We start from the raw sequence: 24,341 nt of genomic DNA, 5'->3' as shown, positions 1-24,341 counted from the left end.
CATGGCCAAGCTTGAAGTCGTCGCGGAAACGGAAGTCGACAGCGTATGGCGCCAGTTGCGCGCCTCGGCCGAGGCCGCCTCGCGCGAGGAGCCCCAGCTGGGGTCGCAAATGAATGCGGTCATCCTGTCGCACGACGATTTAGCCGGCGCGCTCAGCTTCCAGATCGCGCGCAAGCTGGCCGACGGGGAAATGAGCGCCATGTCGGTGCGTGAGGTCTGCCTGTCGGCGTTCAAGGCCGATGCGACCATGGTCGAGGCGGCGGAAGCCGATCTTCAGGCGGTGGCCGAGCGTGACCCGGCGATCCGCAATCTGTTGCAGCCGTTCCTGTATTTCAAAGGCTTCCAGGCGTTGCAGGGCTGGCGCGTGGCGCACTGGCTTTGGGGGCAGGGGCGCGAGACCCTGGCCTTCCACTTCCAGAGCCGGATTTCCGAACTGTTCCAACTGGACATCCATCCGGCCGCCCAACTGGGCAAGGGGCTGTTCCTAGACCACGGCACCGGCATCGTCATCGGCGAGACGGCGGTGGTCGGCGATGACGTGTCGATGCTGCACAATGTGACCCTGGGCGGGACAGGCGCCGAGCGCGGCGACCGCCATCCCAAGATCGGCAAGGGCGTGCTGCTGGGCGCCGGGGCCAAGGTGCTGGGCAATATCCACGTCGGCGACTACGCCAAGGTCGCCTCGGGCTCGGTGGTGCTGAAGGACGTGCCGTCCGGTTGCACTGTGGCGGGGGTTCCGGCGCGGCTGGTCAACTGCCCGACCAACGCCGAACCGGCCAGGACGATGGATCACACCCTGGCCGAGGTCGTCTACGACTTCGTCATCTGAGCCGTCGCCTCACAGCGCGATCCTGAGCGAGGCGCGCACGCTGCGGGGTGCGCCGGGGAAGATCCATAGGGCGCTGTAGGAGCTGGCGGCGTATCGCTCGTCGAACAGGTTGTCGACCTCGATCCGGGCCGTGACCTGGGGCGTCAGGCCGTACTCCAGCGCCGCCTTGGCCTTCCAATAGGCGGGCAGGCGCACAGGATTGAGTGTCAGGGCGCCAGCCCGGTCCCCGACATAGGCGGCGCCGGCCATCACCGACCAGGTCGTGCCGTGCGCCGTGGCGAACCGGCCGATGGCGAACAGCGAGCCGGAATGTTCGGGCACGTTCAGCACGGCGTCTGTGGCGAAGGCGCTGTCGTCGGCCGTGGCGTCGGTCCAGCCGTAGTTGGCCACCACCTGCCAAGCGTCGTCGATCCGCAGGGACCCGTCCAGCTCGATCCCGCGCGTCGTCAGCTTGCCGACCGGAGCCAGGTAGTTGGGGTCGACCGGGTCGGTGGTCAGGATGTTCGACTTCTCGATGTCGAAGACAGTGGCGGCCAGGTCCAGCCCGTCCCAAGCGCCGGCCAGGCCGATCTCGTAACCCTTGCCGTCTTCGGGCGCGAAGCCCGCATCATTGCGACCCGTCCCTGAGTTCAGCACGAACGATTGGCCATAGCTGGCGTGGGCGGTCAGGTTGTCGGTCAGGCGATAGCGGGCGGCGAAGCGGTATTTCAGCGGCGTATCGCTGGCCTCGCCGATGGCGCCGGTGCGGTTGTTGCGGATGGTCTGGTCGTAGTCGTCGAACCGCAGCCCGGCCAGCAGGCTGAGACGGTCGTTCACCTCCCACAGGTCCTGGGCATACAGGGTGACGACCTCGCGGGTTTCCAGATTGTCGGTAAAGGGCAGGGGCGTCGGCGGCGTCACCGCGCCATAGACGGGGTTGAAGACGTCGATCGGATAGGGATTGGCGGCGGTCGGATTGATGCGCAGCCACTTCTCGCCATAGGTCAGCTGATAGGCCTTCACCCCGAAGCCGAGGTTGTGGACGCCCAGGCCGGTCGAGACCACGCCGTTCAGCTCCAGCCGGGCCGACAGGTCCTCGACGGTGAAGTCGCGGCCCCGGCGTTGACGCCACAGCTGGTCTCCAACCAGGCGGGACTGGTCGCTGGACAGGCCCTTCAGCGAGCCGCCGCGCCAGGCGATTCCGCCGTTCACGCTCCAGCCGTCGTTGATCCGGTATTCGCCGGTGATCTGGTGCCGTTCGTTGCGGAACCGGGTCACGCCGTCGCCCGGCTCGCCGTAGTAGTTCGATTCCGGCAGGGCCAGGGCGTCGCCGTCGATCGCCGGCATCCCCCGGTCGAACAGGGTGGTGAAGGTGGTGAACTCGCCCACATAGGTCAGGCGCAGGTCGTCGTTGGGCCGCCAGGTCAGGGACGGTGCGATCACCGTGCGGTCCAGGCCGACATGATCGCGCCAGCCGCTTGACGTCTCGCCCGCGACCACCAGCCGCCCGGCCAGGGTGTCGTTGATGGGCCCCGTCAGGTCCAGTTCGCCGCGCCGTAAACCGAACGAGCCGACCGTGCCGGTGAAGGCGGCGCCGGTCGCGAAGCGCGGGGTCTTGGACACGATGTTGACGCGTCCCGCCGGGTCGATGTCGCCGAACAGAGCGCCGGACGGCCCCTTCAGCACCTCGATCCGCTCGGCCGTGGCCGGGTCGCGCGGCGGGGCCATACCCCGGTTGGCCAGGAAGCCGTCGACGTAATATTCCGCGCCGCCGTCGGGCGTGCCAAGGAAGCCGCGGATGGCGAAGTTGTCCATCACCCCGCCCCGATTGTTCTGCTGGCTGACGCCGCTGACCAGTTCCAAAGCGTCGGCCAGGCGGGTCGCGCCCACAGCCTTGATCAGGTCGTTCTCGATGGAGCGGCTGGACGGCGACATCGCCTCCGTCACCGGCCCGGCGCCCAGGGTCAGGTCGCGCGGCGCCTGACGGCGACCCAGAACCACGATCTCGCCCACCGTCTGGGGCTCGACCGCCTCGACGGGGGCAGGGGCGGGGGCGTTGGCGGCGACCAGCAGGCAAGCGCCGGCGCAGCTCATGAGGAGGGACAAGGCAGACTCCGTTTGAAACGTTATAATATATCGGCTATCCGCTCCGGCATGACGATGTCAACCACTGCAACGCCTGTTCCCGCCTTCGCCTCTTCGACCGCCGCCCCGATCCGGGCGGGCGGTCGGATCCGATCCGTCGACGCCCTGCGCGGGCTGGTCATCCTGCTGATGCTGGTCGATCACACGAGAGAGTTCTTCTTCTTCCACGCCCAGGTGCCGGACCCGATGAACGTCGCTGAGACGTCGCCCGATCTGTTCTTCACCCGGCTGTCTGCGCATTTTTGCGCGCCGATCTTCGTCGCCCTGACCGGACTGGGGGCTTGGCTCTATGGGAACAAGCAGGCGGTGGGCGAAAATGGTGCCAGGGCTGCGTCCGGCTTCCTGTTCAAGCGCGGGCTGTTTCTGGTTGTGCTGGAGTTGACGGTGGTCAGCTTCGCCTGGAGTTTTTCATTCACGCCAGAGATCATCTATCTGCAGGTGATATGGGTCATCGGCCTGTCGATGATCGCCCTGGCCGCCTTGGTGCATCTTCCGAAATGGGCGCTGATCGCGGTCGGCCTGACCCTCGTGCTGGGCCACAATCTGCTGGACCCAATTACCATCGCGGCGGGCCAGCCAGGGCATCTGGTGTGGGCCGTTCTGCATGACCGCAGCCTGATGGACATGCCGTGGGGCGGGCAACTGCGCACCTCCTATCCGCTGTTGCCGTGGATCGGCGTGGCGGCGCTGGGTTACGCCATCGGGCCATGGTTCGTGGGCGAGCAGAGGACACGACTGCGGCGACTGGTGCTGCTGGGGTTGGGCGCGCTGGCGCTGTTCGCCGTACTGAGGGCGATCAACGTCTATGGCGATCCGACGCTGTGGGCCGTGCAGGCGACGCCGATCCAGACGGTGATGAGCGTGCTGAACCTGACCAAATATCCGCCGTCGGCCGACTTCCTGCTGCTGACGCTGGGCGTCGGGGCGCTGGTTTTGGCCGGGCTGGAGAAGGCGCCGGATCGACTGATCGGTCTGCTTGCCGTGTTCGGCGGGGCGCCGCTGTTCTTCTATCTGATCCACCTCTACGGCCTGCATTTGCTGAACCTCGCGGCCCTGGCGGTGTTCGGCGCCAATCAGGGCGACGGCTTCGGCTTGCCGGGCGTGGCCTGGCTGTGGTTGCTGGCGGCCATCGTCGCCGTGCCGTGCTGGTTCGCCTGCCGATGGTTCGCAGGCGTGAAGCGGCGCAGTTCGCACTGGTGGATGCGCTATCTCTGAAACGGGAAAATGCGCATCGCCGGTTTCCCTGAACGGCCGATGTCTCTAGGGTCCGCCGCCAACCTTCAGACCATGAGGCCCCCCGTGAAAGACACCGACCTGAAGCGCATCGAGGCCCACCTCAAGCGCACCTTCAACACTGGCGGCATCATCCTGAAGGCCCGCCCGAAACAGAACGACTCGGCCGAAGTCTATGTCGGTGACGAGTTCATCGGCATCGTCTTCGAGGACGAGGACGAGGAAGGCTCGTTCATGTTCGAAATGGCGATCCTGGCCGAAGACCTGCCGGAATAGGCTTTCGTTCCAAGACGTGATCGCCCTGCCTCGACCGACGCGGGGCGATCACGGCACGACCGGCTTTCAGGCGGACGGGGTTTCGTACATCTTCGCTGCTCTGCCCTCGCGTGCGCCGGACAAAAGGCATTAGTGGCCATCCACCGGCATCTGCGCCTCGAACACTGCCAGGTCACGCAGATAGGTTTGCAGGATTATGGCCTTGCGCGACCGACAGTTGGTCGCTCACGCTGACCTTTCAAGAATCCTTGTTTGAGGTTCCCATGCCCGTGAAAACCGTCGCCGAGTTTGTCGCCGCCTACAAGGAGAAGGACGTCAGCACCGAAGCCTTCGAACTGGAGAACCAGTATCTGCTGGAGGTGCGGCTGAACGGGTCGGTCTGGGCCAAGTCCGGGACCATGGTGGCGCGGACTGGTCAGGTGAAGTTCACGCGTCAGGGCCTGATGGAGCAGGGCCTCGGCAACCTGCTGAAGAAGGCCGTCAGCGGTGAGGGCATGGTGCTGATGAAAGTGGAGGGGCAGGGGCGCGTCTATCTGGCCGACACGGGCAAGAAGATCACCCTGCTGCGGCTCGACAACGAGACCATCTTCGTCAACGGCAACGACGTGCTGGCGCTGGAAAACGGCGTCAGCAACCAGATCACCATGATGAAGCGGGTCGCGGGCATGATGTCCGGCGGCCTGTTCAATGTGAAGCTGAGCGGCAGCGGCATCGTCGCCATCACCTCACACTATGACCCGCTGATCCTCAAGGTCAGCGCGGCGACCGGCCCGGTCTTCACCGATCCGAACGCCACCGTGGCCTGGTCGGGAAGCCTGTCGCCGGAGATCGCCACAGACATCTCGTTCAAGACCCTGGTGGGCCGTGGCTCGGGCGAGAGCATCCAGATGAAGTTCGCCGGCGAGGGTTGGGTCGTGGTCCAGCCCTATGAGGAAACCTACATGCAGGCCGCCAGCGGGGGCTGAGGACTACCCCTCCAGCCGTCATCCTCGCCCTTGGGCACAAGGCCCAGGATGACGGACGATACGGGGATGGGGAGGGACTGGCGTCGCGCCCGGCGGCATCACTCCGCGCGTTCCAGCCCCGCAATGGCTTCGCTGATGTCGTCCGCCTTCTTCTTCAACACGGCCTGGGCGTCATAGAGGGCGCGGTTGTAGAAGAAGGGGCCGATTTCGCGGGCGAGGAAATCGATCAGCATCTCGGCCGGAAGATCACGCAGTTCGACGTCCAGCTCGTCCCGGAAATAGGGGCGCAGCTTCGCCGTGATGGCGGCAGTCTCCTCACGGCTGAAGCGGATGGGTTTCACCCCGCGACCTCGGCCAGGGCTTCCTCCGCTGCGACCCAGGCGGCCTCGGCCGTCGCGAGGTCGGCTTCGGTCTTGGCGCGCGCGCGGGTCAGGCCCTCCAGGGCTTTCGGATTGTTGACCGAGGCGGTCGCCATGTCGTCGTCGATGCGGGCGATTTCGGCGGTCAGGCGGGTCATGTTCTCCTCCGCCTTCTTGACCGCGTGACGCAGGGTCGAGGGCGAGGGGCCTGATTTCTTGTCGTTCTTGCGATTCTTGTTGTTCTGAGCGGGGGCGGCGGCCGCAGCCTCTTCCTTCTTGATCTGGCTGGGCTTGGATATGGCGGCCTTGGCGCGGTCGAGGACGAATTTGGCGTAGTCCTCCATGTCGCCGTCATAGGGTTTCACCGTGCCGTCGGCGGCCAGCCACAGCCGGTCCGCCACCATCTCCATCAGCGACCGGTCGTGGGTGATCAGGATGACGGCGCCGGTGTACTCGTTCAGCGCATCCAGCAACGCCCGGCGGCTGTCGATGTCCAGGTGGTTGGTCGGTTCGTCCAGGATCAGAACGTGGGGCGCATCCATGGCTACCATGTTCAGCAGCAGGCGCGCGCGCTCGCCGCCCGACAGGCTGTCGACCGTGGTCTCCTGCTTCTCGTAGCCTAGGCCGAACTGGGCCAGTTTGGAGCGGCGGGCGCTTTCGGGCGCATCCGGCATGGCGCGGCGGATGATCTCCAGCGGCGTATCGGTGGGGTCCATCGCCTCGATCTGGTGCTGGTGGAACCAGCCCACGCGCATCTTCTTGTCCCGGTGCAGTTCGCCCTCGGAGACGTTGAGGGCGCCGGCGATCATCTTGGCGAAGGTCGATTTGCCGGCGCCGTTGACGCCCAGCAGGCCGATACGGTCATCCAGGTCCATCCGCAGGTTCAAATTGCGAAGGATCGGCTTGCCGACGTCATAACCCACATTGGCCCGCTCCAGCCGGATCAGCGGCGGCGCCAGCGGGCGCGGCGGCGAGGGCAGGGTGAAGGGGGCGACGCGCTCCTCGATGGTGGTGGCCACGGGCTGCATCTTCTCCAGCCGCTTCATGCGCGACTGGGCCTGGGCGGCCTTGGAGGCCTTGGCCTTGAACCGGTCGACGAAGGACTGCAGGTGGGCGCGTTCGGCGTCCTGCTTGGCCTTGGCCGACAGCTGCAGGCGAGCCTTCTCGGCGCGGGCTTTTTCGAAGGCGTCGTAGTTGCCGGTGTAGAGGGTCAGGGTGTGGTTCGCGAGGTGCAGGATATGGGTGCAGACCTCGTTCAGCATCTCGCGGTCGTGGGAGATGATCAGGGCCGTGTGCGGATATTTCTTCAGCCGCGCCTCAAGCCACAGGGCCCCTTCGAGGTCGAGGTAGTTGGTCGGTTCGTCGAGCAGCAGCATGTCCGGCTCGGCGAACAGGGCCGCCGCCAGGGCGACGCGCATGCGCCAGCCGCCCGAGAACTCGGACATCGGCCGGGCCTGGTTCTCCTGGTCGAAGCCCAGGCCGACCAGGATTTCAGCGGCGCGCGCAGGGGCGGCGTCGGCGTCGATCTCGATCAGGCGGGCCCAGATCTCGCCCATCTCTTCGGGCGGCGCAGTCTCCAGCCGGCCCAGGAGGGTGTGGCGTTCGACGTCGGCTTCCAGGATGGTGTCGATGACGCTGACGGGGGTGGCCGGGTGTTCCTGATCGACCGAGCCGATGCGGGCGGTCTTGGGCAGGCTGATCTCGTCGCCGGCGGCATGAAGCTCGCCCAGGATCAGCTTGAACAGGGTGGACTTGCCGATGCCGTTGCGACCGACCAGACCGACCTTGGCGCCGGGCGGCAGGCTGACGGAGGCGTCCACGAGGAATTTGCGGCCCCAGGCGTTGAAGGTCAGGTCGGTGATCTGGAGCATTGCGACGAAGGTTCTTCGATTGAGCGACATCCCTCAATCGGCAAGTCTGCGTGCGACGTGCGTCAGGGATGCAAAAGGGACAGTTGGAAACTCGGGAGGTCGTCGCTATAAGCCCGCGACACTCAATCTCCCAACAAGAAGTCACTTTCCATGACCGAACGCACATTCTCGATCATCAAGCCCGACGCCACGCGCCGCAACCTGACCGGCGCGATCAACGCCGTGATCGAAGGCGCCGGCCTGCGCATCGTCGCCCAACGCCGCGTCAAGCTGTCGACCGAGCAAGCCCAGAAATTCTATGAAGTTCACGCCGAGCGTCCGTTCTACGGCGAACTGGTCGAGCAGATGACCGCCGAGCCGGTCGTCGTTCAGGTGCTGGAAGGCGACAACGCCGTCGCCGCCTATCGTGAAGTCATGGGCGCCACGAACCCGAAGGACGCCGCTGACGGCACGATCCGCAAGCAGTTCGCCCTGTCGATCGGCGAGAACTCGGTCCACGGCTCGGACAGCCAGGACAACGCCAAGATCGAGATCGCCCAGTTCTTCACCGACGACCAGATCGTCGGCTAAGCGCATCGCGCTCAAGTCGCGAGGGACCGCGTCCCTAGCGTAGCGCAAAGAGGATCCGTCCTCTTCAGATAGCGTGACTATATAGGCCCGCGTCCGGAACCGGACGCGGGCCTTGTCGTTTGAGCTTCATCGATTCATCCCTCTCCCGGAGAAGACCCATGAAGACCATGATCAAGCTGGCCCCCGTCATCGGCGTTGTCGCCCTGCTGGCCGCCTGCGGCCAGACGATGGAACAACGCGCCGCCACGGGCGCCCTGGGCGGCGCCGTCGCCGGTCAAGTCGTCGGAGGCAACACGGGTTCGACCGTCGCCGGCGCCGCCATCGGCGCTGTCGCCGGTGCGGCGACCACGCCCCGCTAAATCCAGGGCGAAAGCCCAGGATGACAAAAAGGCCCGGAGCGTTCGCTCCGGGCCTTTTCTGCGTCTGACGACCAGCGCCGCTTACCAGATGCGAGCGCGGGCGTCGGGCGCGATATACTCCTTCTGATCCGGCGAGACGCCGAAGGCCGCATACCAGGCGTCGATGTTGCGCGGCGAGGTGGCGGCGCGGACCGAACCGGGCGAGTGCGGATCGGTGGTCAGCTGCTCCTTCAGGGCCGCCTCGCGCGACTTCTCACGCCAAACCTGGGCCCAGCCCAGGAAGACGCGCTGGTCGCCCGACAGGCCGTCGATCACCGGGGCCGGCTGGCCGTTCAGCGACTTGTGGTAGGCGTCCAGCGCCAGCAGCAGCCCGCCCAGGTCGGCGATGTTCTCGCCCATCGTCAGGTCGCCGTTGACGCGGACGCCGGGCAGGGGCTCCAGCGAATTATAAATGTCGCCCAGCACCTTGGCGCGCGCCTCGAAGCGGGCGGCGTCTTCCGGCGTCCACCAGTCGCGCAGCACGCCGTCGCCATCGGACTTGCGGCCCTGGTCGTCGAAGCCGTGGGTGATCTCGTGGCCGATGACCGCGCCGATGCCGCCGTAGTTGACCGCCGGATCCGCGTTCGGATCGAAGAAGGGCGCCTGCAGGATGGCGGCCGGGAAGACGATCTCGTTGCGCGGCGGGTTGTAGTAGGCGTTCACCGTCTGGGGCGTCATGCCCCATTCCAGCGGATCGACCGGCTGGCCGATCTTGCCGCGCTTGTAGGCCCACTCGAAGGCCGATGAGCGCTCGACGTTGCCGTACAGGTCGTCTGCCGTCAGCTCCAGCCCGTCATAGGACCGCCACTTGTCGGGATAGCCGATCTTCACCCCGAACTTGGACATCTTGTAGAGGGCCTGTTCGCGCGTGGGCTCGCTCATCCAGTCCAGGGTCTTCAGCCGCTCGGTCATGGCCGCGCGGATGTTGCCGACCAGGTTCTCCATCTGGGCCTTGGACGAGGCGGGGAAGTGCAGGCGAACGTATTCCTGGGCCAGGACCTCGCCCAGTTGGCCGTCGACCAGGGCCACGCCCCGGTTCCAGCGCGGACGGTTCTCGGGCTGGCCGCGCAGGGTCTTGCCACGGAAGTCGAAGCGGGCGTCGACGAAGGCCTTGGACAGATAGGGGCTGGCCTGATCGACCACATTGAACGCCTGCCAGGCCTTCAGCGTCTCGATGGGGGTGTCGGCGAACACCTGAGCAATGCCGGGGATGGCGGTGTTTTCCATCAGCACCAAGGTGTCGACATCCGACACCTGGGCGCCGGCCAGGAAGCCGGACCAGTCGAAGCCGGGGGCCAGGGTCGCCAGGTCCGCGACCTTGGTGGGGTTGTACAGCTTGTCGATCTGGCGACGTTCGACCGTGGTCCACTGCTTGTCCGCGACCTTGGTCTCGAAGGCCAGGATGTCGGCGGCGGTCTTGGCCGGGTCGGCCCAGCCGATGGCGGTCAGGGTAGTGGTCAGATAGGCGAGGTAGGCCTCGCGCTGGGCGGCGAAGTCGGGCTTCAGATAGTAGTCGCGGTCCGGCAGGCCCAGCGATCCCTGACCCAGATAGGCCGAGTTCAGGTCGGGCTTCTGCAGGTCTTCGAAGACGTCGATGCCGAACAGAGAGGCGCCGAAGCCGGAGTGGCTTTCGCCCATCAGACGCGCCATTCCGGCATGATCGCTCACGGCCTTGACGGCGGCGAGGTCGGCGGCCAGCGGCGTGGCGCCCAACTGCTCGATCTTCGCCTCGTCCATGAAGCTGGCGTACAGGGCGCCGACCTTCTGGGCGTTGGCGTTGGTCGGGTTGGCGGCGCTGGTCTCGATGATCGACTTCAGCTGGGACTGGGCGTTCTCATACAGGACATCGAACGGGCCGAAGCGGGCCTTGTCGGCCGGGATATCGGTGGTGCTGAGGTAGGTTCCGTTGGCGTATTCGTTGAAGTCGTCGCCCGGCTTCACCGCCGTGTCGCGGCCCGCGAGGTCGAAGCCCCAGGGCGTGATGCCTGGCGCGCCGTGTGAATGGCCTTGGGGCGAATGGTCCTGGGCCGAGGCCGCGCCGCCGGTCAGGGCGACGACGATGCAGGCCGAGCAGGCGGCCATCAGACGAATGCGATTCATGGAAGACTGGTCCCCATTTTTATCGGCGGCACCATCGCGCCGGTGCGGCGGTCTGTCGCATGACGTTTTTGTAATCTTCGGGCCGTCAGCCCCGTTCCAAATCCCGGCAGAAGGCGCCCAACACCTGCGGATAAAGCCCGTGCTCCGCCGTCTTGACCCGTTCGGCCAAGGTTTCCGGCGTGTCACCCGGGACGATCGGCACGCGGGCCTGGCCCAGGATCGGGCCTTCATCCACGCCCTCGGTCACCAGATGCACGGTGCAGCCGGCCTCGGCGTCGCCGGCGGCGAGGGCGCGGGCGTGGGTGTCCAGACCGGGATAGAGGGGCAGCAGGCTGGGGTGGATGTTCAGCATCCGCTCACGCCAGCCGCCGACCAGCCAGGGCGTCAGCACGCGCATGTATCCGGCCAGGGCGATGACCTCGACGCCAGCGTCGTGCAGGGCCTCGTCCACGACGCGCTCGTGCGCCTCGCGATCCTTGCCGAAAGGCTTGTGCGGGATGGCGACGGTCGCGACCCCCTTGGCCGCCGCAATGGCCAGGCCGCCTGCGCCCTCGACGTTCGACAGGACCAGAACGACCTCATAGCCGCTGTCGGGCGCCTCACCGGCGTCGATCAGGGCGGCCATGTTGGAGCCGGCCCCGGAGATCAGGACGGCGACGCGGGTCTTGGGGCTGGGCATCACTCGGCGGGCGGCATGGCGGGTGCTTCGAACGAACCGGGCGCACCGGGGAAGACCACGGGGCTTTCATAGCCGTCCGCCGACACGGCGGAGACGCCGAAGAACCAGTCGTCGATGACGATGTTGGGCAGGACCAAGGTCGTCGCATCCGCAGGCGCAGCGCGGCTGAAGGTCCATTGCGGGGCCGTGGTCGCGCGCCACCAGACGCGGTAGCTGGCGGCGCCGGGGACGGCGGTCCAGGCGATGGTGGTGTCCGGCTTGACCGCGCCCTCGATCGTTACGCCGGTCGGGGCGGCGGGGGCCGAGGCCAGGGCGGCCATCGTCACCGTGTTCAGCCGCGCCACTTGGCCCAGATAGTCGAAATCGACGCCGTCGATGGTGTCGCCGTAGTGGATGCCGTTCTCGACCCGCAGGTCCTGGTGCTGGCGATCATAGTTCTCGGCGCCCTCGCTGATGCGCACGGCGGGGAAGCCGGCCTTGAGCATCTCGACCTGGTCGCCGCCGCGGCCGTAGCGGTCGGTGCGATAGATCATCTCGACGTCGAAGTTGGTCAGATAGCGGTCGGCGATTCCGTCCACGAACCGGGCCAGGTTGCGCGACGAGGAATCGACCTCTCCCCCGTTATAGCGACGGCGTTCGGCCTGTTCCGGGGTCTCGACCGTCTTGGTGCCTTCGGAGAAGACGCGGACGCGGGTGGTGTCGCGCACGCCGTTCTGGCCTTCGGAGTTGCCGACGATGTCGTTGTTCAGATTGGCCTCGACCTTCCAGCCCTGGGCTGCGGCGTAGTCGGCCAGGATCTTGCCGCCCAGCAGGCCCTGCTCCTCGCCCGACAGGACAGCATAGACCAGGGTGGCGGCGAACTTTTGCTTGGACAGGACGCGGGCGGCCTCCAGTACGGCGGCCACGCCCGAGGCGTCGTCGTTGGCGCCGGGCGCGTCGGAGGTGAAGTCCATCACGTCGGTAACGCGGCTGTCGATATGGCCCGAGATGACGATGACGCGGTCGGGATCGGTCGTGCCCCGCTGGATGGCCAGGACATCGACGACTTCCGTCGGGCTCGGCACGCGACGGCCGGTGACGGTGTCGGCGGGAAGGGCGATGGTCAGGCAGCCGCCGCACTCAGCGGCCATGGCGCGGAACTGGCGTTCGGTCCAACGGCGGGCGGCGCCGATGCCGCGCGTGTCGGACTGGGTTTCCGACAGGGTGTGGCGCGTGCCGAACCCGACCAGGGCCTCGATGTCGGCACGCATGCGGTCAGGCCGGATGTCGGCGGCGACGCCGTGCAGCAGGGGCTGCTCTACTGCGGCGGGCATCTGGGCCTGCGCCGCCCTCGTCGTCAGGGCCAGGGTGAGGACGGCGACGGAGGCGAGCAGGGCGGTGCGCATGGGATCAGGCCGCTTCCAACTGTCCGCAGACGAAGGCGACTTCGCCGGCGTTGAGCAGGGCGGCGAGGACCGGCTCGGCGTTTTCGGGCGAGACGATCAGCATGAAGCCGACGCCGCAGTTGAAGGTGCGGCGCATCTCGTGGTCGCTGATGCCGCCGGTCTCGGCCAACCATTGGAAGACGGCGGGCATGGGCCAGGCGTCCCAGTCAAACGACGCCTGCAGGCCCTCGGCGATGCAGCGGGGCGGGTTCTCGATCAGGCCGCCGCCGGTGATGTGGGCCGCGCCCTTGATCAGGCCCGCCTTCATCAGCGGCAGGACCGGCTTCACATAGATGCGGGTCGGCTCCATCAGGGCCTGAGCCAGCGAGCGGTCCTTGGCGAAGGGGGCGTCGTCGCCCCAGGCCAAGCCGGACTTCTCGACCACCTTGCGCACCAGCGAATAACCGTTGGAGTGCGGGCCGGACGATCCCAGGCCGATGATGATGTCGCCGGCCGCCTGGCGATCCAGATAGGGCAGGGCGTGGCCGCGCTCGACCGCGCCCAGGCTGAAGCCGGCCAGGTCATAGTCGCCGTCGGTGTACATGCCCGGCATTTCGGCGGTTTCGCCGCCGACCAGGGCGCAGCCCGCCTGGCGACAGCCCTCGGCGATGCCGGCGACGACGCGGCGGGCGGCGTCGATCTCCAGACGGCCGGTGGCGTAGTAGTCGAGGAACAGCAGGGGCTCGGCGCCTTGCGCCAGCAGGTCGTTGACGCACATGGCGACCAGGTCGATCCCGACGCCGTCATGACGGCCGGTCTCGATGGCGATCTTCAGCTTGGTGCCCACGCCGTCGGTGGTGGTGACGATCAGCGGGTCTTCGAACCCGGCGGCCTTGAGGTCGAACAGGGCGCCGAATCCGCCCAGCGAAGGCTCCGATCCGGGGCGCGCCGTCGATTTCGCCAGCGGCTTGATATGTTCGACCAGCAGTTCGCCGGCGTCGATGTCCACGCCCGCATCGGCGTAGGTCAGGCCGTTTTCGAGAGGCTTTTGGGTGTCGCTCATGAGATCTCGGGCCTGAATCGGGGCGGAAATGCAGCGCGGCTCTTGCCACAGGTAGGATGCGGGGGGCTATAGCATCGGAATGACGCCGATCACCACCACCGAGGCGCTGGCCGAATTCTGCGCCCGCGTAGCCACAGCCCCCTTCATCACGGTCGATACCGAATTCATGCGGGAAACGACCTACTGGCCCAGGCTGTGCCTGATCCAGGCGGCCACGGCCGAACACGCCGCGATCATCGATCCGATGGCGGAAGGGCTGGATCTTGAGCCCTTCCTGGCGCTGCTGCGCGACGAGAAGATCATCAAGGTCTTCCACGCCTGTCGCCAGGACGTCGAAATCTTCGTGCGCCTGGGGGCCATGCCCAAGCCGATGTTCGACACCCAGGTCGCCGCCATGGCCGCCGGATTCGGTGAACAGGTGGCCTATGATTCGCTGGTGCGGCAGATGCTGCGCATCGAGGTGGACAAGGGCAGCCGCTTCACCGACTGGGGCCGTCGTCCCTTGTCGGACAGCCAGCTGGTCTATGCGCTGGGCGACGTGACCCACCTTGCGGCCCTGTATCCCAAGCTGCGTGATCGGCTCAGCAAGGAAGGGCGGCTGGATTGGGTGATGTCGGAGATGGAGAGCTTGGTCGATCCGGCGCTCTACGACACCAATCCCGAAAACGCCTGGAAGCGGCTGAAGCCCAAGAAGTTCTCGGCCAAATATATGGCGGCGTTCAAGGCGGTCGCCGTGTGGCGCGAGCGTGCGGCGCAGGAGCGGGATCAGCCGCGCGGTCGTATTCTGAAAGACGAGGGCATCGACGAGATCGCCCAGCAGACGCCGACGGATGTCGAGGCCTTCAACCGTCTGCGGTCGGTGCCCAAGGGCTTCGGCGGGTCGCGCCTGGGTCTGGAACTGGCCGAGGAGTTGAAGCGGGTTCTGGCCGATCCCGAATCGCACGCGCCCGACATGGAACGTCCGGCCCACCGCCAGCCGGCCCCGCCGTCGGTTGTGGAACTGCTGAAGGTGCTGCTGAAGGCCAAGAGCGACAACGCCGGCGTGGCGTCCAAGCTGATCGCCACCGTGTCCGACCTGGAAAAGATCGCCATCAGCGACGACGCCGATGTGGACGCGATGAAGGGCTGGCGCCGTCAGTTGTTCGGCGAAGACGCGCTGAAGCTGAAACGCGGCGAGATCGCCCTGGTGCTGAACGGCGCGCGGGTCGAGATCGTCGAGATCGAGTAGCTGCCAACGTCTCCTCCCCACTCGTGGGGAGGGGGACCGCGAAGCGGTGGAGGGGCTCTTGAAGTCCTACGGACGCTGGTGATGCGGTGAGAGCCCCTCCGTCACGGCGCGAAGGGGCGCCGCGCCACCTCCCCGCGAAGCGGGGAGGAGACAGCTTTCTCCCCTAAATCTTCAATCCCAGATCCATCGCCTCCGCCAGAGCCTTGGCGCGCTTTTTGGTCTGTTCGCCCAGCAGAACGTCGGCGTAGCCTTCGGTCGCCGTCAGGCGCAGGTCGCCGCCCTTCACCTTGGCCGTCGCATTGGCCAGCAGTTGCGGCGAGCGGCCCGACAGGTCGCAGGCCAGGCGGATGGCCAGGCCGATGGCGCGGGCGCGTTTGGCGGCGTCGCCGCTCAACAGCCGCTCGATGATCTCGGGCTGGGGCGTCGCCGGGCCGCCGCCATACCGGGCGTTCAGGGCACTGGCCAGGAAGGCGCGCTCGACGTGGCTTATGCCAGCGACGGGCGCGCGCAGCACCTGGTCGAACACCAGTTCCAGCCGGTGATCCGGATGCAGCCGGGCGCCCAGGTCCGCCAGGCGGCAGGCGGCGGCGACCAGGACCGCGTCACGCTCCTCGCCGAACACGGCGGGCAGGGCGGCGACGATCTCGGAAATCCAGCCGTTCAGCGCGCCGGGCAGGGCCGGAGCCACGCCCTGTCGTCCGCCCAAGGCCCTGCAGCCGGCCAGCAGCGGATCGGCCGTGCGCGTCGCCTCGTCCAGCGTCTCGAACAACAGGCCCTCGCGCACGCCCCAGGCGGACATCTCGATCGACTTCAGGCCCAGGTGCTGGATCAGCCCCTCCAGCACCAGTCCGGCATAGGGCAGGGTCTCGGCCCGTTTCTTGGACACGCCGGGCAGTTTGGCCAGGCTCGCGACCGACTGCTGGGCGACCAGCCGCGCGGTCTCCAGCGCGTCTTCGGCGGACATCTGATACTGATGCACCACCCTCAGCGGATAGGCTTTCAGCGTCATCTGCACCTGGGCCAGGGTGCGCCAGGCGCCGCCGACGGCATAGAGGCGGTCGCTCTGGAACTGGGCCGCGACGGGTTTCAGCGCCTGGTCGATCCGGGCCTTGATGCGCTCGGCGTCGAACCCCTTGCCGTCGGCCAGGGCGAAGGGACCCAACGGCAGGGTCAGGCCGTGCTCGACCCCATTTCCGTTCAGCCGCGTCAGCTCTAGGCTGGCCCCGCCCATGTCGGCCGAGACGCCGTGCGCCAGGGGGGCGCCGGCCAGCACGCCCATCGCGGCGTATTTCGCCTCTTCCTCTCCGCTCAGGACGCGGATGTTCAGACCGGTCTCGGCGGCGACACGCTGACAAAACTCCGGCCCGTCGATGGCTTCGCGCACGGCGGCGGTGGCGGCGATCAGGGTCGCATCAGGTCGCACGCCTTCCAGCACGGCGGCGAAGCGGCGCAGGGCGGTCATCGCCATGACGACGCCCTCGGGTGACAGCTTGCGCGTCGTCGGCAGGTCGCGGCCCAGGCCGGCCAGCACCTTCTCGTTGAAGACGGTCCAGATCGCCCGGCCCTCCAGCCGGTACAGAACCAGCCGCACCGAGTTGGAACCGATGTCGATCGCGGCGATGTCGCGGTCGGTAAGCGTGATGTCGGGCATCAGCGGCCGGGACGCTCGTAACGCAGGACGGCAGGCAGGCTCTTGGCCTTGCGGCCTCGGCCCGACAGGCTGGGATTGGTCATGAAATATTTGTGGGCCGAGAAAGGCCGCTCCGGGTCCGCTGGGGTGACGCGTGTATAGCGCCCTTCCGCGTCCAGAACCCAGCTTTGCGCATCATCCTTCAGATTGGCGACCATGATCTGGTCCAGCACCTGGTCGTGGACGGTGGCGTTGCGGATCGGCGTCATCAGCTCGACACGGCGATCCAGGTTGCGCGTCATCCAGTCGGCCGAGGAGATGAAGACCTTGGCCTTGTCATGCGGCAGGTCCTTGCCGTTGGCGAAACAGACGATGCGGCTGTGCTCCAGGAAGCGGCCGACGATGGACTTGACCCGGATGTTCTCCGACAGGCCTGTCACGCCGGGCCGCAGGCAGCAGATACCGCGCACGACCAGATCGATGCGCACGCCCCACTGGCTGGCGCGGTACAGGGCGTCGATGATCTCGACATCCACCAGCGAGTTCAGCTTGACCCAGATGGCGGCGGGCTTGCCCACGGCGGCGGCCGACATCTCCTTGCCGATCAGGTCGATCAGCGTGGATTTCATGTTCAGCGGCGAGACGACCACGGTCTCCAGATGGTCCGGCGTGGCGTAGCCGGTGATGTAGTTGAACACCTTGGTCGCATCGCGCCCCAGCACGGGGTCGCAGCTGAATAGCGACAGGTCGGTGTAAACCTTGGCCGTGACCGGGTGATAGTTGCCGGTGCCGAAGTGGCAATAGGTCTTCAGCGCCTCGCCCTCGCGCCGCACGACGACGCTGAGCTTGGCGTGGGTCTTGTATTCGACGAAGCCGAAGACGACGTGGACGCCGGCCCGTTCCATCGCCCGCGCCCAGCGCAGGTTGGCCTCCTCGTCGAACCGCGCCTTCAGCTCGACCAGGGCCGTGACGTTCTTGCCGTTCTCGGCCGCCTCGATCAGGGCGGCGACGATGGGGCTGTCCTTGGAGGTGCGGTACAGGGTCTGTTTGATGGCGATGACATTGGGGTCGCGCGCCGCCTGACGCAGGAACTGCACCACCACGTCGAAGCTCTCGAACGGGTGGTGGATTAGCAGGTCCTTTTCGCGAATGGCCGCGAAGACGTCGCCGCCGTTGTCGCGGACGCGTTCTGGATAGCGCGGCTCATAGCCCTTGAACTTCAGATCCGGGTGCCCGCCGCCGATCAGGTCCGACAGCTGGGCCAGGCCCAGCATGCCGTCGACCAGAACCACGTCCTGGGGCGCGGCCTCCAGTTCCCCGACGATGAAGTCGCGCAGGTCGGACGGCATGGACGCCTCGATCTTGACCCGCACGACCGAGCCCAGGCGACGCTGCTTCAGCGCCTCCTCGAACTCCAGCACCAGGTCCTCGGCCTCTTCCTCGATCTCGATGTCCGAATCGCGGATCAGGCGCAGCACACCCTTTTCCTGAACCTCGCAGCCGGGGAAGAGGTGGTCGATGAACAGCAGAAGCATGTTCTCCAGCGTGATGAACCGCTTGTGCCCCGGCGTGGACCGGCCGTCGGTGGGCAGTTGCCAGAACCGCTGCACCTGGGTCGGCACGGGCACCAGGGCGTAGAAGGTCTTGGTCTCGCCCTTACGCTTCAGCTTCAGCGCCAGGGAGAAACCCAGGTTGGGCAGGAAGGGGAAGGGGTGCGCGGGGTCGATGGCCAGGGGCGTCAAGACCGCGAACAGCTGGTTCAGGAACTCGGGCTCTAGCCGATCACGCTCGGTCTTGGTGATCTTCTGGCGATCGACGACCTCGATCCCGGCCGTGGTCAGTTCCTTCTTCAGCTGGCGCCAGCGCAACTGCTGTTCGGCCATCAGCTCGCCGGCGGCGATATTGATCTGCTCCAGCTGTTCGGCGGGCGTCAGGCCGTCGGCGGACAGGACGCGCACCCGCTCGCGCAACTGGCCCTTCAGACCGGCGACGCGGGTCATGAAGAACTCGTCCAGGTTATTGGCCGAGATGGACAGGAAGCGCAGCCGCTCCAGCAGCGGGTGATTGGGGTTGGCCGCCTCTTCCAGCACGCGCTCATTGAACGCCAGCCACGAGATCTCTCGATTGAAGAACCGGGTGGGCGAGGCCATCAGCTCTTCGCTCAGCGCCAGTTGAGGGGCGCGGGAGGCGGGGACTTCCTCGCCTCGGGTGTCGTCGTGGATGGCGGCGTCGGTCATGACCCGGTTCTCGCGCGCGTCTGTGACGGCCGCAAGCGGGTGCGTAGAAAATGTCGCGGGGCGACGTCTATTCGGCGGCGGCGTCCATCGCATCCAGCACCTGACGGGCAAGGACGCGGGTGACAGGGCGATGCAGGGCGTCCAGCCGCTCCACTACGGCGGCGGCCGTGTCCGCCGACCGATCCAGACGGCGCACCAGATAATCGATCACGTCGTCGGCCGGGGTGATGCTGCGCTCGGCGAAGCGGGCGCGAAGGATGGCCGACAGGACGGCGTCGTCGGGCGCCGCGATGGAGACGGCTCGCACGGCGTCCAGGCGCGAACGCAGATCGGGCAGGTCCACCGACCACTGACGCGGCGCCGACCGCGACACCAACAGCAGCGCGCCTCCGCCGGAATTGGCCAGGTTGATCAGGTGAAACAGGCTCTCGTCGTCCGCATCGGCCGCCCGGTCCAGCAGCACGGGCCGGCCTTCCAGCTCCAGCGGATCGATCAGGGCGGCCTCGGCGCCGTTCAGCGGCACGGCCCCGACCCGTTCGGCCCAGTCGGCGGCGAGGCGGCTCTTGCCCGATCCCGCCGGCCCATGCAGGGCCAGCACCGCCCCCGCGCCGTCGGGCCAGCGCGTCAGCACGCGCACCGCCTCGGCGTTGCTGTCCGAGGTCACGAAGGCCTCGCCCACGACATGACGCTCCAGCGGCAGACGCAGCTGTTCGGCGGTCGGACGGGGCAGGGCGCTCAGCGCGGTCATGACCTCGTCTTAGCAGAGGCCAGGGTTAATCGCGTCAGGCCCGCTCTGTTGGTTCCGGGGAGCGAACCTCGCCCCTGTGGATGGAATCAGGCGAATTCGGCCAGGGCGGGGTTCAGCTTGCCCGCCTTGAATTCTGTGACCTGATAGTCGGCCAGACCATGAACCTGGAACGGATCGGCCTTCAGCAGGGCCTCCAGCTCTTCCTTGGTCCCGCCGCTGCGCACCACCAGAATGCCGCCGGTGCGCGGAACCATCGGCCCGGCCAATAGGATCAGGCCGCTGGCCACATGCTGATCCAGCCACTCGCGATGCTCGACCGTCTTGGCCTCGATGGCTTTGATCGGCTGGGTGTAGGTGATGGTGACGATGAACATGGCGGCCTCGAGTGGGACAGGAGCGCCAGATATCATGGGTGGCGGCAGGCTTTGCAACGGCTGAAACCTTGACTTTCCGGGGCGATGATGCGCCCTACGCCGCTTCGATTTCGGGCGCCGACGGCGTCAGATTCCACCGCCAAAGTCTCCAGACGGTCTGTTCCATGCACGCCTACCGCTCCCATACCTGCGGCGCCCTGCGCGCCTCCGACGCCGGTTCCGCCGTTCGCCTGTCCGGCTGGGTGCACAGGAAGCGCGACCACGGCGGCCTGCTGTTTATCGATCTGCGCGACCACTATGGCCTGACTCAGCTGGTGCTGCACCCGGAGACGCCGGGCTTCGCCGCCGTCGAGCGTCTGCGCGCCGAGAGCGTGATCAAGATCGACGGCGAAGTGGTCGCCCGCGAGGCCGGCGTGGTGAACCCCAACCTGCCGACCGGCGAGGTCGAGGTGCGGGTGCAGGGCGTAGAGGTCCTGTCGGAAGCCGCCGAACTGCCGATGCCGGTCTTTGGCGATCAGGAGTATCCCGAGGATATCCGTCTCGCCAACCGCTTCCTGGATCTGCGTCGCGAGCGTCTGCACAAGAACATCGTCCTGCGCTCCAGGGTCATCTCCTCGATCCGCCAGCGTATGGTCGCCCAGGGCTTCCTGGAGTATCAGACCCCGATCCTGACCGCCTCGTCGCCGGAAGGCGCGCGCGACTTTCTGGTGCCGTCGCGTCTGCACCCCGGCAAGTTCTACGCCCTGCCGCAGGCGCCGCAGCAGTTCAAGCAACTGCTGATGGTCTCGGGCTTCGACCGTTATTTCCAGATCGCCCCCTGCTTCCGTGACGAAGACCTGCGCGCCGACCGGTCGCTGGAATTCTACCAGCTCGACGTCGAGATGAGCTTCGTGACCCAGGAAGACGTCTTCGCCGCCATCGAACCGCTCATGCACGGCGTGTTCGAGGAGTTCGGCGAGGGCAAGCCGGTCTCGCCCATCGACGGCGCCCATGTCTTCACCAACGACTTCGGCGAGACTTTCGAGCACAAGGGCTTCGAGCGCCTGACCTACGCCCAGTCGATGGCCTGGTACGGGTCGGACAAGCCGGACCTGCGCAACCCGATCAAGATGCAGGTGGTGTCCGACCACTTCCGCGACGGCGGTTTCGGCCTCTTCGCCAAGATCCTGGGCGCGGACGAGAAGAACGCCGTCTGGGCCATCCCAGCGCCGACCGGCGGATCGCGCGCCTTCTGCGACCGCATGAACAGCTGGGCGCAGGGCGAGGGCCAGCCGGGCCTGGGCTATATCTTCTGGTCCGACGACCAGGGCGCCTGGGGCGGCCCCATCGCCAAGAACCTGGGTCAGGAGCCGACCGAGACCCTGATGTCGTCGCTGGGCCTGGGCAAGGGCGACGCCGCCTTCTTCACCGCCGGCCTGCCGTCGGTCTTCGCCAAGTTCGCGGGCCTGGCCCGCACTCGCGTGGGCACCGAGCTGAAGCTGATCGACGAGAACCAGTTCAAATTCTGCTGGATCGTCGACTTCCCCATGTTCGAATGGTCGGAAGAAGAGAAGAAGGTCGATTTCAGCCACAACCCCTTCTCGATGCCGCAGGGCGGGATGGAGGCCCTGGAAAATCAGGACCCGCTGACCATCCGCGCCTATCAGTACGACATCGTCTGCAACGGCTATGAGCTGTGCTCGGGCGCGATCCGGAACCACAAGGCCGAGATCATGCTGAAAGCCTTTTCCATCGCCGGCTACGACGCCTCGGTGGTGGAAGAGCAGTTCGGCGGCATGCTGAACGCCTTCCGCTACGGCGCGCCGCCGCATGGCGGCCTGGCCCCCGGCATCGACCGCATCGTCATGCTGCTGGCCGGCGAGACGGCCATCCGCGAGGTCATCGCCTTCCCGCTGAACCAGCAGGGTGAGGATTTGCTGATGAACGCCCCGACCGAGGCTGAAGAGCGTCAGTTGAAGGATGTCCACATCCGCACGGCCCTGCCGATCAAGGTGTGATGCGCAAGGTCTGATCGGGCGGGCATCGCCGAACACGACAAAGGGGACGCCGCGAGGCGTCCCCTTTTTAGTTCACGCGCCATTCGCGTCGAAGGCGAGCGGGGTTGTCTGCAACTGCAAACCGAAGTCTACGTTCGACACGAACGTTAATCTTTCGGTAACCAAATGCGACGCGCCATCCGCCTGGGTCTTTTCATCGGCACGGTTCTGGGCATGAGCGCTTGCGCGACGCAGTATGACGCCGACGGTCGGCCGGTTTCGGGCGCCTATGGGTCGGTCGATGCGGGACGGGTGGGCTGAGGCTCAAAGGAAAACGTGGCGCTAGCCGCGATCCTGCCCTATCGTAGCGTCGCGGACGCCGGATGTTGCGCCGCGTCGGTCCCCACACCCCCCTAGATGTTACTCATCGCTATTGTCGTCGTTCTGCTCCTGGTGGTGCTTAACGGCTTGTTCGCCATGACTGAATTGGCGGTCGTCTCCTCGCGGAAATCCAAACTCCAGGCGAGGGCGGAACGAGGAGACCGGGGGGCCAGGGCGGCGCTGAAGCTGTCGGAAGAACCGACTCAGTTCCTGTCCGCCGTTCAGGTCGGCATCACCCTTATCGGCATTCTGGCGGGCGCCTATGGTCAGGCGACCATCGCGGGCGAGTTGGATCGTATTCTGGAAGTCAGTTTCCCAGCGCTGGCGCAATACACCGAAGTCTTCGCCACGGCCCTGGTGGTCGTGTGCATCACCTATGTGTCGCTGATCGTCGGCGAACTGGTGCCCAAGCGGATCGCCCTGATCTTCCCGGAAGCGGTGGCGTCCAAGATGGCGGGGCCGATCTCGAAGATGGCGATCGTGCTGAAGCCGTTCGTGCTGCTGCTGACCGCCTCGACCTCGGGCATTCTCAAGCTGCTGGGCGTCAAGGACCGCGACGGTTCGGACGTGACCCAGGAAGAGGTGGCGACCATCCTGGCGGAAGGCACCTCGGCCGGCCTGATCGAGCCCGAAGAACAGGTGATGATCGAGGAAATCCTGCGCCTGGGCGACCGTCCGGTGCGGGTGGCCATGACGCCGCGCCACGACGTCTTCTGGATCGCGCTGGACGACCCCGAGGAAGTCCTGCGCGAAGAGATTCGCACCTGCCCCTATTCGCGGATCGTGGTGGCGCGCGAGAGCGACGTCGATAATCCGCTGGGCGTGGTCCACAAGAAGGACCTGCTGGACAGCCTGCTGACGCACGGCAAGTTCGACATCGAGCCCCTGGTCGCGGAACCGGCCTTCATCCCGCAATCGACCTCGGTGCTGAAGGCGTTGGAGATCCTGAAGGGGTCCAAGGTCCATATGGCCTTCATCGTCGACGAATACGGCGCCTTCGAAGGCGTGGTGACGGCGACCGACATCCTGGAAATGATCGCCGGCGACTTCAACGAGGGTCACGACGAGGAACAGGCCTGGATCCATCAGCGCGCCGACGGCAGCTGGCTGGTCGACGGTCAGACGCACCTGGACGAACTGGCCGACAAGCTGGGCGAGGATTTCGGCGATCACGAGGGCTACCACACCGTCGCCGGCCTGATTCTGCACCAGCTGTCGCGCGTGCCGGACGAGGGCGAAGTGGTCCAGGTCGGCCGATTCGAGGTCGAGGTCGTCGACATGGACGACCGTCGCATCGACAAGCTGATCTTCAAGGAACTGATCCAGGCTCAGGAAGAGCGGGCCGCCATCGCCGCGCATCTGGAAGACTAGTCCGAAGTGTCATATCGCCCTTGAAATGCAGGGCGGTGTCGGGCATACGCCCCCCTCTGGCGAACGCACGGACCTGAGGGTTCGAGCGGTTGTCTAGGAGTTTAGCTCAGCTGGTAGAGCACCGGTCTCCAAAACCGGGGGTCGTGGGTTCGAGTCCCCCAACTCCTGCCAATCCCCCCTGTCGCTTCCGGATGGGACTTCCCATCTGGGGCGACAGGAACAATTGTGTGAAGAGCAACTGATGGCCAAGGCCAAAACTCCCGGCAAGCGGCCTCAGGGCAGCGCAAAGCCCCAGATGGGCGCCAAGCCCCAGGCGGCCGGCGCCGCCGCCATCACGGTCGATTCGCCCGAGCCCAAAAAGCCCCGCACCAGCCCCGGCCAGTTCTTCAGCCAGGTTCGCGCCGAGGGCCGCAAGATCGTGTGGCCCAGCCGCAAGGAGACCTGGATCACCTCGGTGATGGTCTTCATCATGGTGATCATCGCCGCGATCTTCTTCTGGATCGTGGACACCGGCCTGGGCTTCGCCTTCCGCTACATCATCGCTCTCGGATCCTGAGAAAGACGC

The 24,341-nt window shown here is 66.5% G+C and carries 22 protein-coding genes and 1 tRNA gene; 12 read left to right on the top strand and 11 right to left on the bottom strand.

Annotation, left to right across the window (positions count from 1 at the left end; translation table 11 throughout):
- The first annotated feature begins 1 nt into the window (after position 1).
- Positions 2 to 829 carry a serine O-acetyltransferase gene (cysE, locus tag ACP693_RS00225; RefSeq protein ID WP_426016304.1) on the top strand — a complete coding sequence of 276 codons (828 nt, stop codon included), beginning with the start codon at positions 2 to 4 and terminating at the stop codon, positions 827 to 829.
- A gap of 9 nt (positions 830 to 838) precedes the next feature.
- On the opposite strand, the gene ACP693_RS00220 is transcribed toward cysE, so the two are convergent.
- Entirely contained in the window at positions 839 to 2,914 is a 2,076-nt protein-coding gene (locus tag ACP693_RS00220; protein ID WP_426016306.1) for a TonB-dependent receptor, read from the bottom strand.
- A 54-nt stretch (positions 2,915 to 2,968) separates the two neighbouring features.
- Here ACP693_RS00220 and ACP693_RS00215 point away from each other — a divergent pair, with 54 nt between their 5' ends.
- The 3 genes from ACP693_RS00215 to ACP693_RS00205 all read left to right on the top strand — a co-directional run bounded on the left by ACP693_RS00215 (position 2,969) and on the right by ACP693_RS00205 (position 5,427).
- Positions 2,969 to 4,168, top strand: coding sequence for a DUF1624 domain-containing protein (locus tag ACP693_RS00215; protein ID WP_426016307.1), 1,200 nt, complete (start codon positions 2,969 to 2,971; stop codon positions 4,166 to 4,168).
- Between the two features lie 84 nt (positions 4,169 to 4,252).
- The gene (locus tag ACP693_RS00210; protein ID WP_135195287.1) at positions 4,253 to 4,462 is read left to right on the top strand and encodes a DUF3126 family protein; all 210 of its coding nucleotides are present in this window, start codon (positions 4,253 to 4,255) and stop codon (positions 4,460 to 4,462) included.
- Positions 4,463 to 4,725: 263 nt separating this feature from the next.
- Positions 4,726 to 5,427 (top strand): AIM24 family protein, encoded by a 702-nt coding sequence (locus tag ACP693_RS00205; protein ID WP_426016310.1) that lies wholly within the window; start codon positions 4,726 to 4,728, stop codon positions 5,425 to 5,427.
- 98 nt (positions 5,428 to 5,525) lie between these two features.
- Here the strand turns inward: ACP693_RS00205 and ACP693_RS00200 are convergent, their stop codons facing one another.
- Together ACP693_RS00200 and ACP693_RS00195 are read right to left on the bottom strand one after the other, a co-directional pair.
- Positions 5,526 to 5,768 (bottom strand): DUF2164 domain-containing protein, encoded by a 243-nt coding sequence (locus ACP693_RS00200; protein ID WP_426016312.1) that lies wholly within the window; start codon positions 5,766 to 5,768, stop codon positions 5,526 to 5,528.
- On the bottom strand, positions 5,765 to 7,657 hold the full coding sequence (locus ACP693_RS00195; RefSeq protein WP_426016314.1) for an ABC-F family ATP-binding cassette domain-containing protein: 1,893 nt from the start codon (positions 7,655 to 7,657) through the stop codon (positions 5,765 to 5,767). Before ACP693_RS00195 ends, ACP693_RS00200 begins: the two co-directional genes overlap by 4 nt.
- 150 nt (positions 7,658 to 7,807) lie before the next feature.
- Between ACP693_RS00195 and ndk the strand changes: the two genes are divergently transcribed.
- Complete coding sequence (ndk, locus tag ACP693_RS00190) at positions 7,808 to 8,227, top strand: nucleoside-diphosphate kinase (protein ID WP_426016316.1); 420 nt, start codon at positions 7,808 to 7,810, stop codon at positions 8,225 to 8,227.
- A gap of 158 nt (positions 8,228 to 8,385) precedes the next feature.
- Entirely contained in the window at positions 8,386 to 8,586 is a 201-nt protein-coding gene (locus ACP693_RS00185; protein ID WP_135195296.1) for a hypothetical protein, read from the top strand.
- Positions 8,587 to 8,667: 81 nt separating this feature from the next.
- Here the strand turns inward: ACP693_RS00185 and ACP693_RS00180 are convergent, their stop codons facing one another.
- From ACP693_RS00180 to purM, 4 genes are all read right to left on the bottom strand, one after another.
- Positions 8,668 to 10,725 (bottom strand): M13 family metallopeptidase, encoded by a 2,058-nt coding sequence (locus tag ACP693_RS00180; RefSeq protein WP_426016318.1) that lies wholly within the window; start codon positions 10,723 to 10,725, stop codon positions 8,668 to 8,670.
- An 85-nt stretch (positions 10,726 to 10,810) separates the two neighbouring features.
- The gene (purN, locus tag ACP693_RS00175) at positions 10,811 to 11,404 is read right to left on the bottom strand and encodes a phosphoribosylglycinamide formyltransferase (RefSeq protein ID WP_426016319.1); all 594 of its coding nucleotides are present in this window, start codon (positions 11,402 to 11,404) and stop codon (positions 10,811 to 10,813) included.
- Positions 11,404 to 12,789 (bottom strand): M20/M25/M40 family metallo-hydrolase, encoded by a 1,386-nt coding sequence (locus ACP693_RS00170; protein WP_426016321.1) that lies wholly within the window; start codon positions 12,787 to 12,789, stop codon positions 11,404 to 11,406. The genes purN and ACP693_RS00170 overlap by 1 nt, the downstream gene beginning before the upstream one ends.
- 4 nt (positions 12,790 to 12,793) lie before the next feature.
- Positions 12,794 to 13,831: a phosphoribosylformylglycinamidine cyclo-ligase gene (purM, locus tag ACP693_RS00165; protein ID WP_426016322.1), complete on the bottom strand. Its 1,038-nt coding sequence runs from the start codon at positions 13,829 to 13,831 to the stop codon at positions 12,794 to 12,796.
- Positions 13,832 to 13,910: 79 nt separating this feature from the next.
- Here purM and rnd point away from each other — a divergent pair, with 79 nt between their 5' ends.
- Positions 13,911 to 15,059 carry a ribonuclease D gene (gene rnd, locus ACP693_RS00160; protein WP_135195300.1) on the top strand — a complete coding sequence of 383 codons (1,149 nt, stop codon included), beginning with the start codon at positions 13,911 to 13,913 and terminating at the stop codon, positions 15,057 to 15,059.
- Between the two features lie 163 nt (positions 15,060 to 15,222).
- On the opposite strand, the gene ACP693_RS00155 is transcribed toward rnd, so the two are convergent.
- From ACP693_RS00155 to ACP693_RS00140, 4 genes are all read right to left on the bottom strand, one after another.
- Positions 15,223 to 16,710: a Ppx/GppA family phosphatase gene (locus ACP693_RS00155; protein ID WP_426016324.1), complete on the bottom strand. Its 1,488-nt coding sequence runs from the start codon at positions 16,708 to 16,710 to the stop codon at positions 15,223 to 15,225.
- On the bottom strand, positions 16,710 to 18,926 hold the full coding sequence (locus ACP693_RS00150; RefSeq protein WP_426016326.1) for an RNA degradosome polyphosphate kinase: 2,217 nt from the start codon (positions 18,924 to 18,926) through the stop codon (positions 16,710 to 16,712). Before ACP693_RS00150 ends, ACP693_RS00155 begins: the two co-directional genes overlap by 1 nt.
- A 67-nt stretch (positions 18,927 to 18,993) precedes the next feature.
- On the bottom strand, positions 18,994 to 19,674 hold the full coding sequence (locus tag ACP693_RS00145; RefSeq protein WP_426016328.1) for a chromosomal replication initiator DnaA: 681 nt from the start codon (positions 19,672 to 19,674) through the stop codon (positions 18,994 to 18,996).
- Positions 19,675 to 19,760: 86 nt separating this feature from the next.
- Positions 19,761 to 20,048, bottom strand: coding sequence for a YciI family protein (locus ACP693_RS00140; RefSeq protein ID WP_426016329.1), 288 nt, complete (start codon positions 20,046 to 20,048; stop codon positions 19,761 to 19,763).
- Positions 20,049 to 20,212: 164 nt separating this feature from the next.
- Here ACP693_RS00140 and aspS point away from each other — a divergent pair, with 164 nt between their 5' ends.
- The 5 genes from aspS (at position 20,213) to secE (ending at position 24,332) form a co-directional block, all read left to right on the top strand.
- Entirely contained in the window at positions 20,213 to 22,045 is a 1,833-nt protein-coding gene (aspS, locus tag ACP693_RS00135; RefSeq protein ID WP_426016331.1) for an aspartate--tRNA ligase, read from the top strand.
- Positions 22,046 to 22,210: 165 nt separating this feature from the next.
- Entirely contained in the window at positions 22,211 to 22,345 is a 135-nt protein-coding gene (locus ACP693_RS00130; protein ID WP_426016333.1) for a hypothetical protein, read from the top strand.
- Positions 22,346 to 22,441: 96 nt separating this feature from the next.
- A complete protein-coding gene (locus ACP693_RS00125) occupies positions 22,442 to 23,776 on the top strand; it encodes a hemolysin family protein (RefSeq protein WP_426016335.1) in 1,335 nt (444 codons plus the stop codon).
- A gap of 95 nt (positions 23,777 to 23,871) precedes the next feature.
- Positions 23,872 to 23,947, top strand: a tRNA-Trp gene (locus ACP693_RS00120).
- A gap of 70 nt (positions 23,948 to 24,017) precedes the next feature.
- The gene (gene secE / locus ACP693_RS00115) at positions 24,018 to 24,332 is read left to right on the top strand and encodes a preprotein translocase subunit SecE (RefSeq protein ID WP_135193055.1); all 315 of its coding nucleotides are present in this window, start codon (positions 24,018 to 24,020) and stop codon (positions 24,330 to 24,332) included.
- The last annotated feature ends 9 nt before the right edge of the window (positions 24,333 to 24,341 follow it).

The organism is Brevundimonas sp. TWP1-3 (assembly GCF_049896085.1).
GTDB lineage: Bacteria > Pseudomonadota > Alphaproteobacteria > Caulobacterales > Caulobacteraceae > Brevundimonas.
This window is presented reverse-complemented; position numbering and strand designations above follow the sequence as displayed.

Bases quoted from the DNA above. Each gene is read 5' to 3' on its own strand.
- cysE (WP_426016304.1), top strand. From the start codon at position 2: ATGGCCAAGCTTGAAGTCGTCGCGGAAACGGAAGTCGACAGCGTATGG.
- ACP693_RS00215 (WP_426016307.1), top strand. From the start codon at position 2,969: ATGTCAACCACTGCAACGCCTGTTCCCGCCTTCGCCTCTTCGACCGCC.
- ACP693_RS00205 (WP_426016310.1), top strand. From the start codon at position 4,726: ATGCCCGTGAAAACCGTCGCCGAGTTTGTCGCCGCCTACAAGGAGAAG.
- ACP693_RS00195 (WP_426016314.1), bottom strand. From the start codon at position 7,657: ATGCTCCAGATCACCGACCTGACCTTCAACGCCTGGGGCCGCAAATTC.
- ndk (WP_426016316.1), top strand. From the start codon at position 7,808: ATGACCGAACGCACATTCTCGATCATCAAGCCCGACGCCACGCGCCGC.
- ACP693_RS00185 (WP_135195296.1), top strand. From the start codon at position 8,386: ATGAAGACCATGATCAAGCTGGCCCCCGTCATCGGCGTTGTCGCCCTG.
- ACP693_RS00180 (WP_426016318.1), bottom strand. From the start codon at position 10,725: ATGAATCGCATTCGTCTGATGGCCGCCTGCTCGGCCTGCATCGTCGTC.
- purN (WP_426016319.1), bottom strand. From the start codon at position 11,404: ATGCCCAGCCCCAAGACCCGCGTCGCCGTCCTGATCTCCGGGGCCGGC.
- ACP693_RS00170 (WP_426016321.1), bottom strand. From the start codon at position 12,789: ATGCGCACCGCCCTGCTCGCCTCCGTCGCCGTCCTCACCCTGGCCCTG.
- purM (WP_426016322.1), bottom strand. From the start codon at position 13,831: ATGAGCGACACCCAAAAGCCTCTCGAAAACGGCCTGACCTACGCCGAT.
- rnd (WP_135195300.1), top strand. From the start codon at position 13,911: ATGACGCCGATCACCACCACCGAGGCGCTGGCCGAATTCTGCGCCCGC.
- ACP693_RS00155 (WP_426016324.1), bottom strand. From the start codon at position 16,710: ATGCCCGACATCACGCTTACCGACCGCGACATCGCCGCGATCGACATC.
- ACP693_RS00150 (WP_426016326.1), bottom strand. From the start codon at position 18,926: ATGACCGACGCCGCCATCCACGACGACACCCGAGGCGAGGAAGTCCCC.
- ACP693_RS00145 (WP_426016328.1), bottom strand. From the start codon at position 19,674: ATGACCGCGCTGAGCGCCCTGCCCCGTCCGACCGCCGAACAGCTGCGT.
- ACP693_RS00140 (WP_426016329.1), bottom strand. From the start codon at position 20,048: ATGTTCATCGTCACCATCACCTACACCCAGCCGATCAAAGCCATCGAG.
- aspS (WP_426016331.1), top strand. From the start codon at position 20,213: ATGCACGCCTACCGCTCCCATACCTGCGGCGCCCTGCGCGCCTCCGAC.
- ACP693_RS00130 (WP_426016333.1), top strand. From the start codon at position 22,211: ATGCGACGCGCCATCCGCCTGGGTCTTTTCATCGGCACGGTTCTGGGC.
- ACP693_RS00125 (WP_426016335.1), top strand. From the start codon at position 22,442: ATGTTACTCATCGCTATTGTCGTCGTTCTGCTCCTGGTGGTGCTTAAC.
- secE (WP_135193055.1), top strand. From the start codon at position 24,018: ATGGCCAAGGCCAAAACTCCCGGCAAGCGGCCTCAGGGCAGCGCAAAG.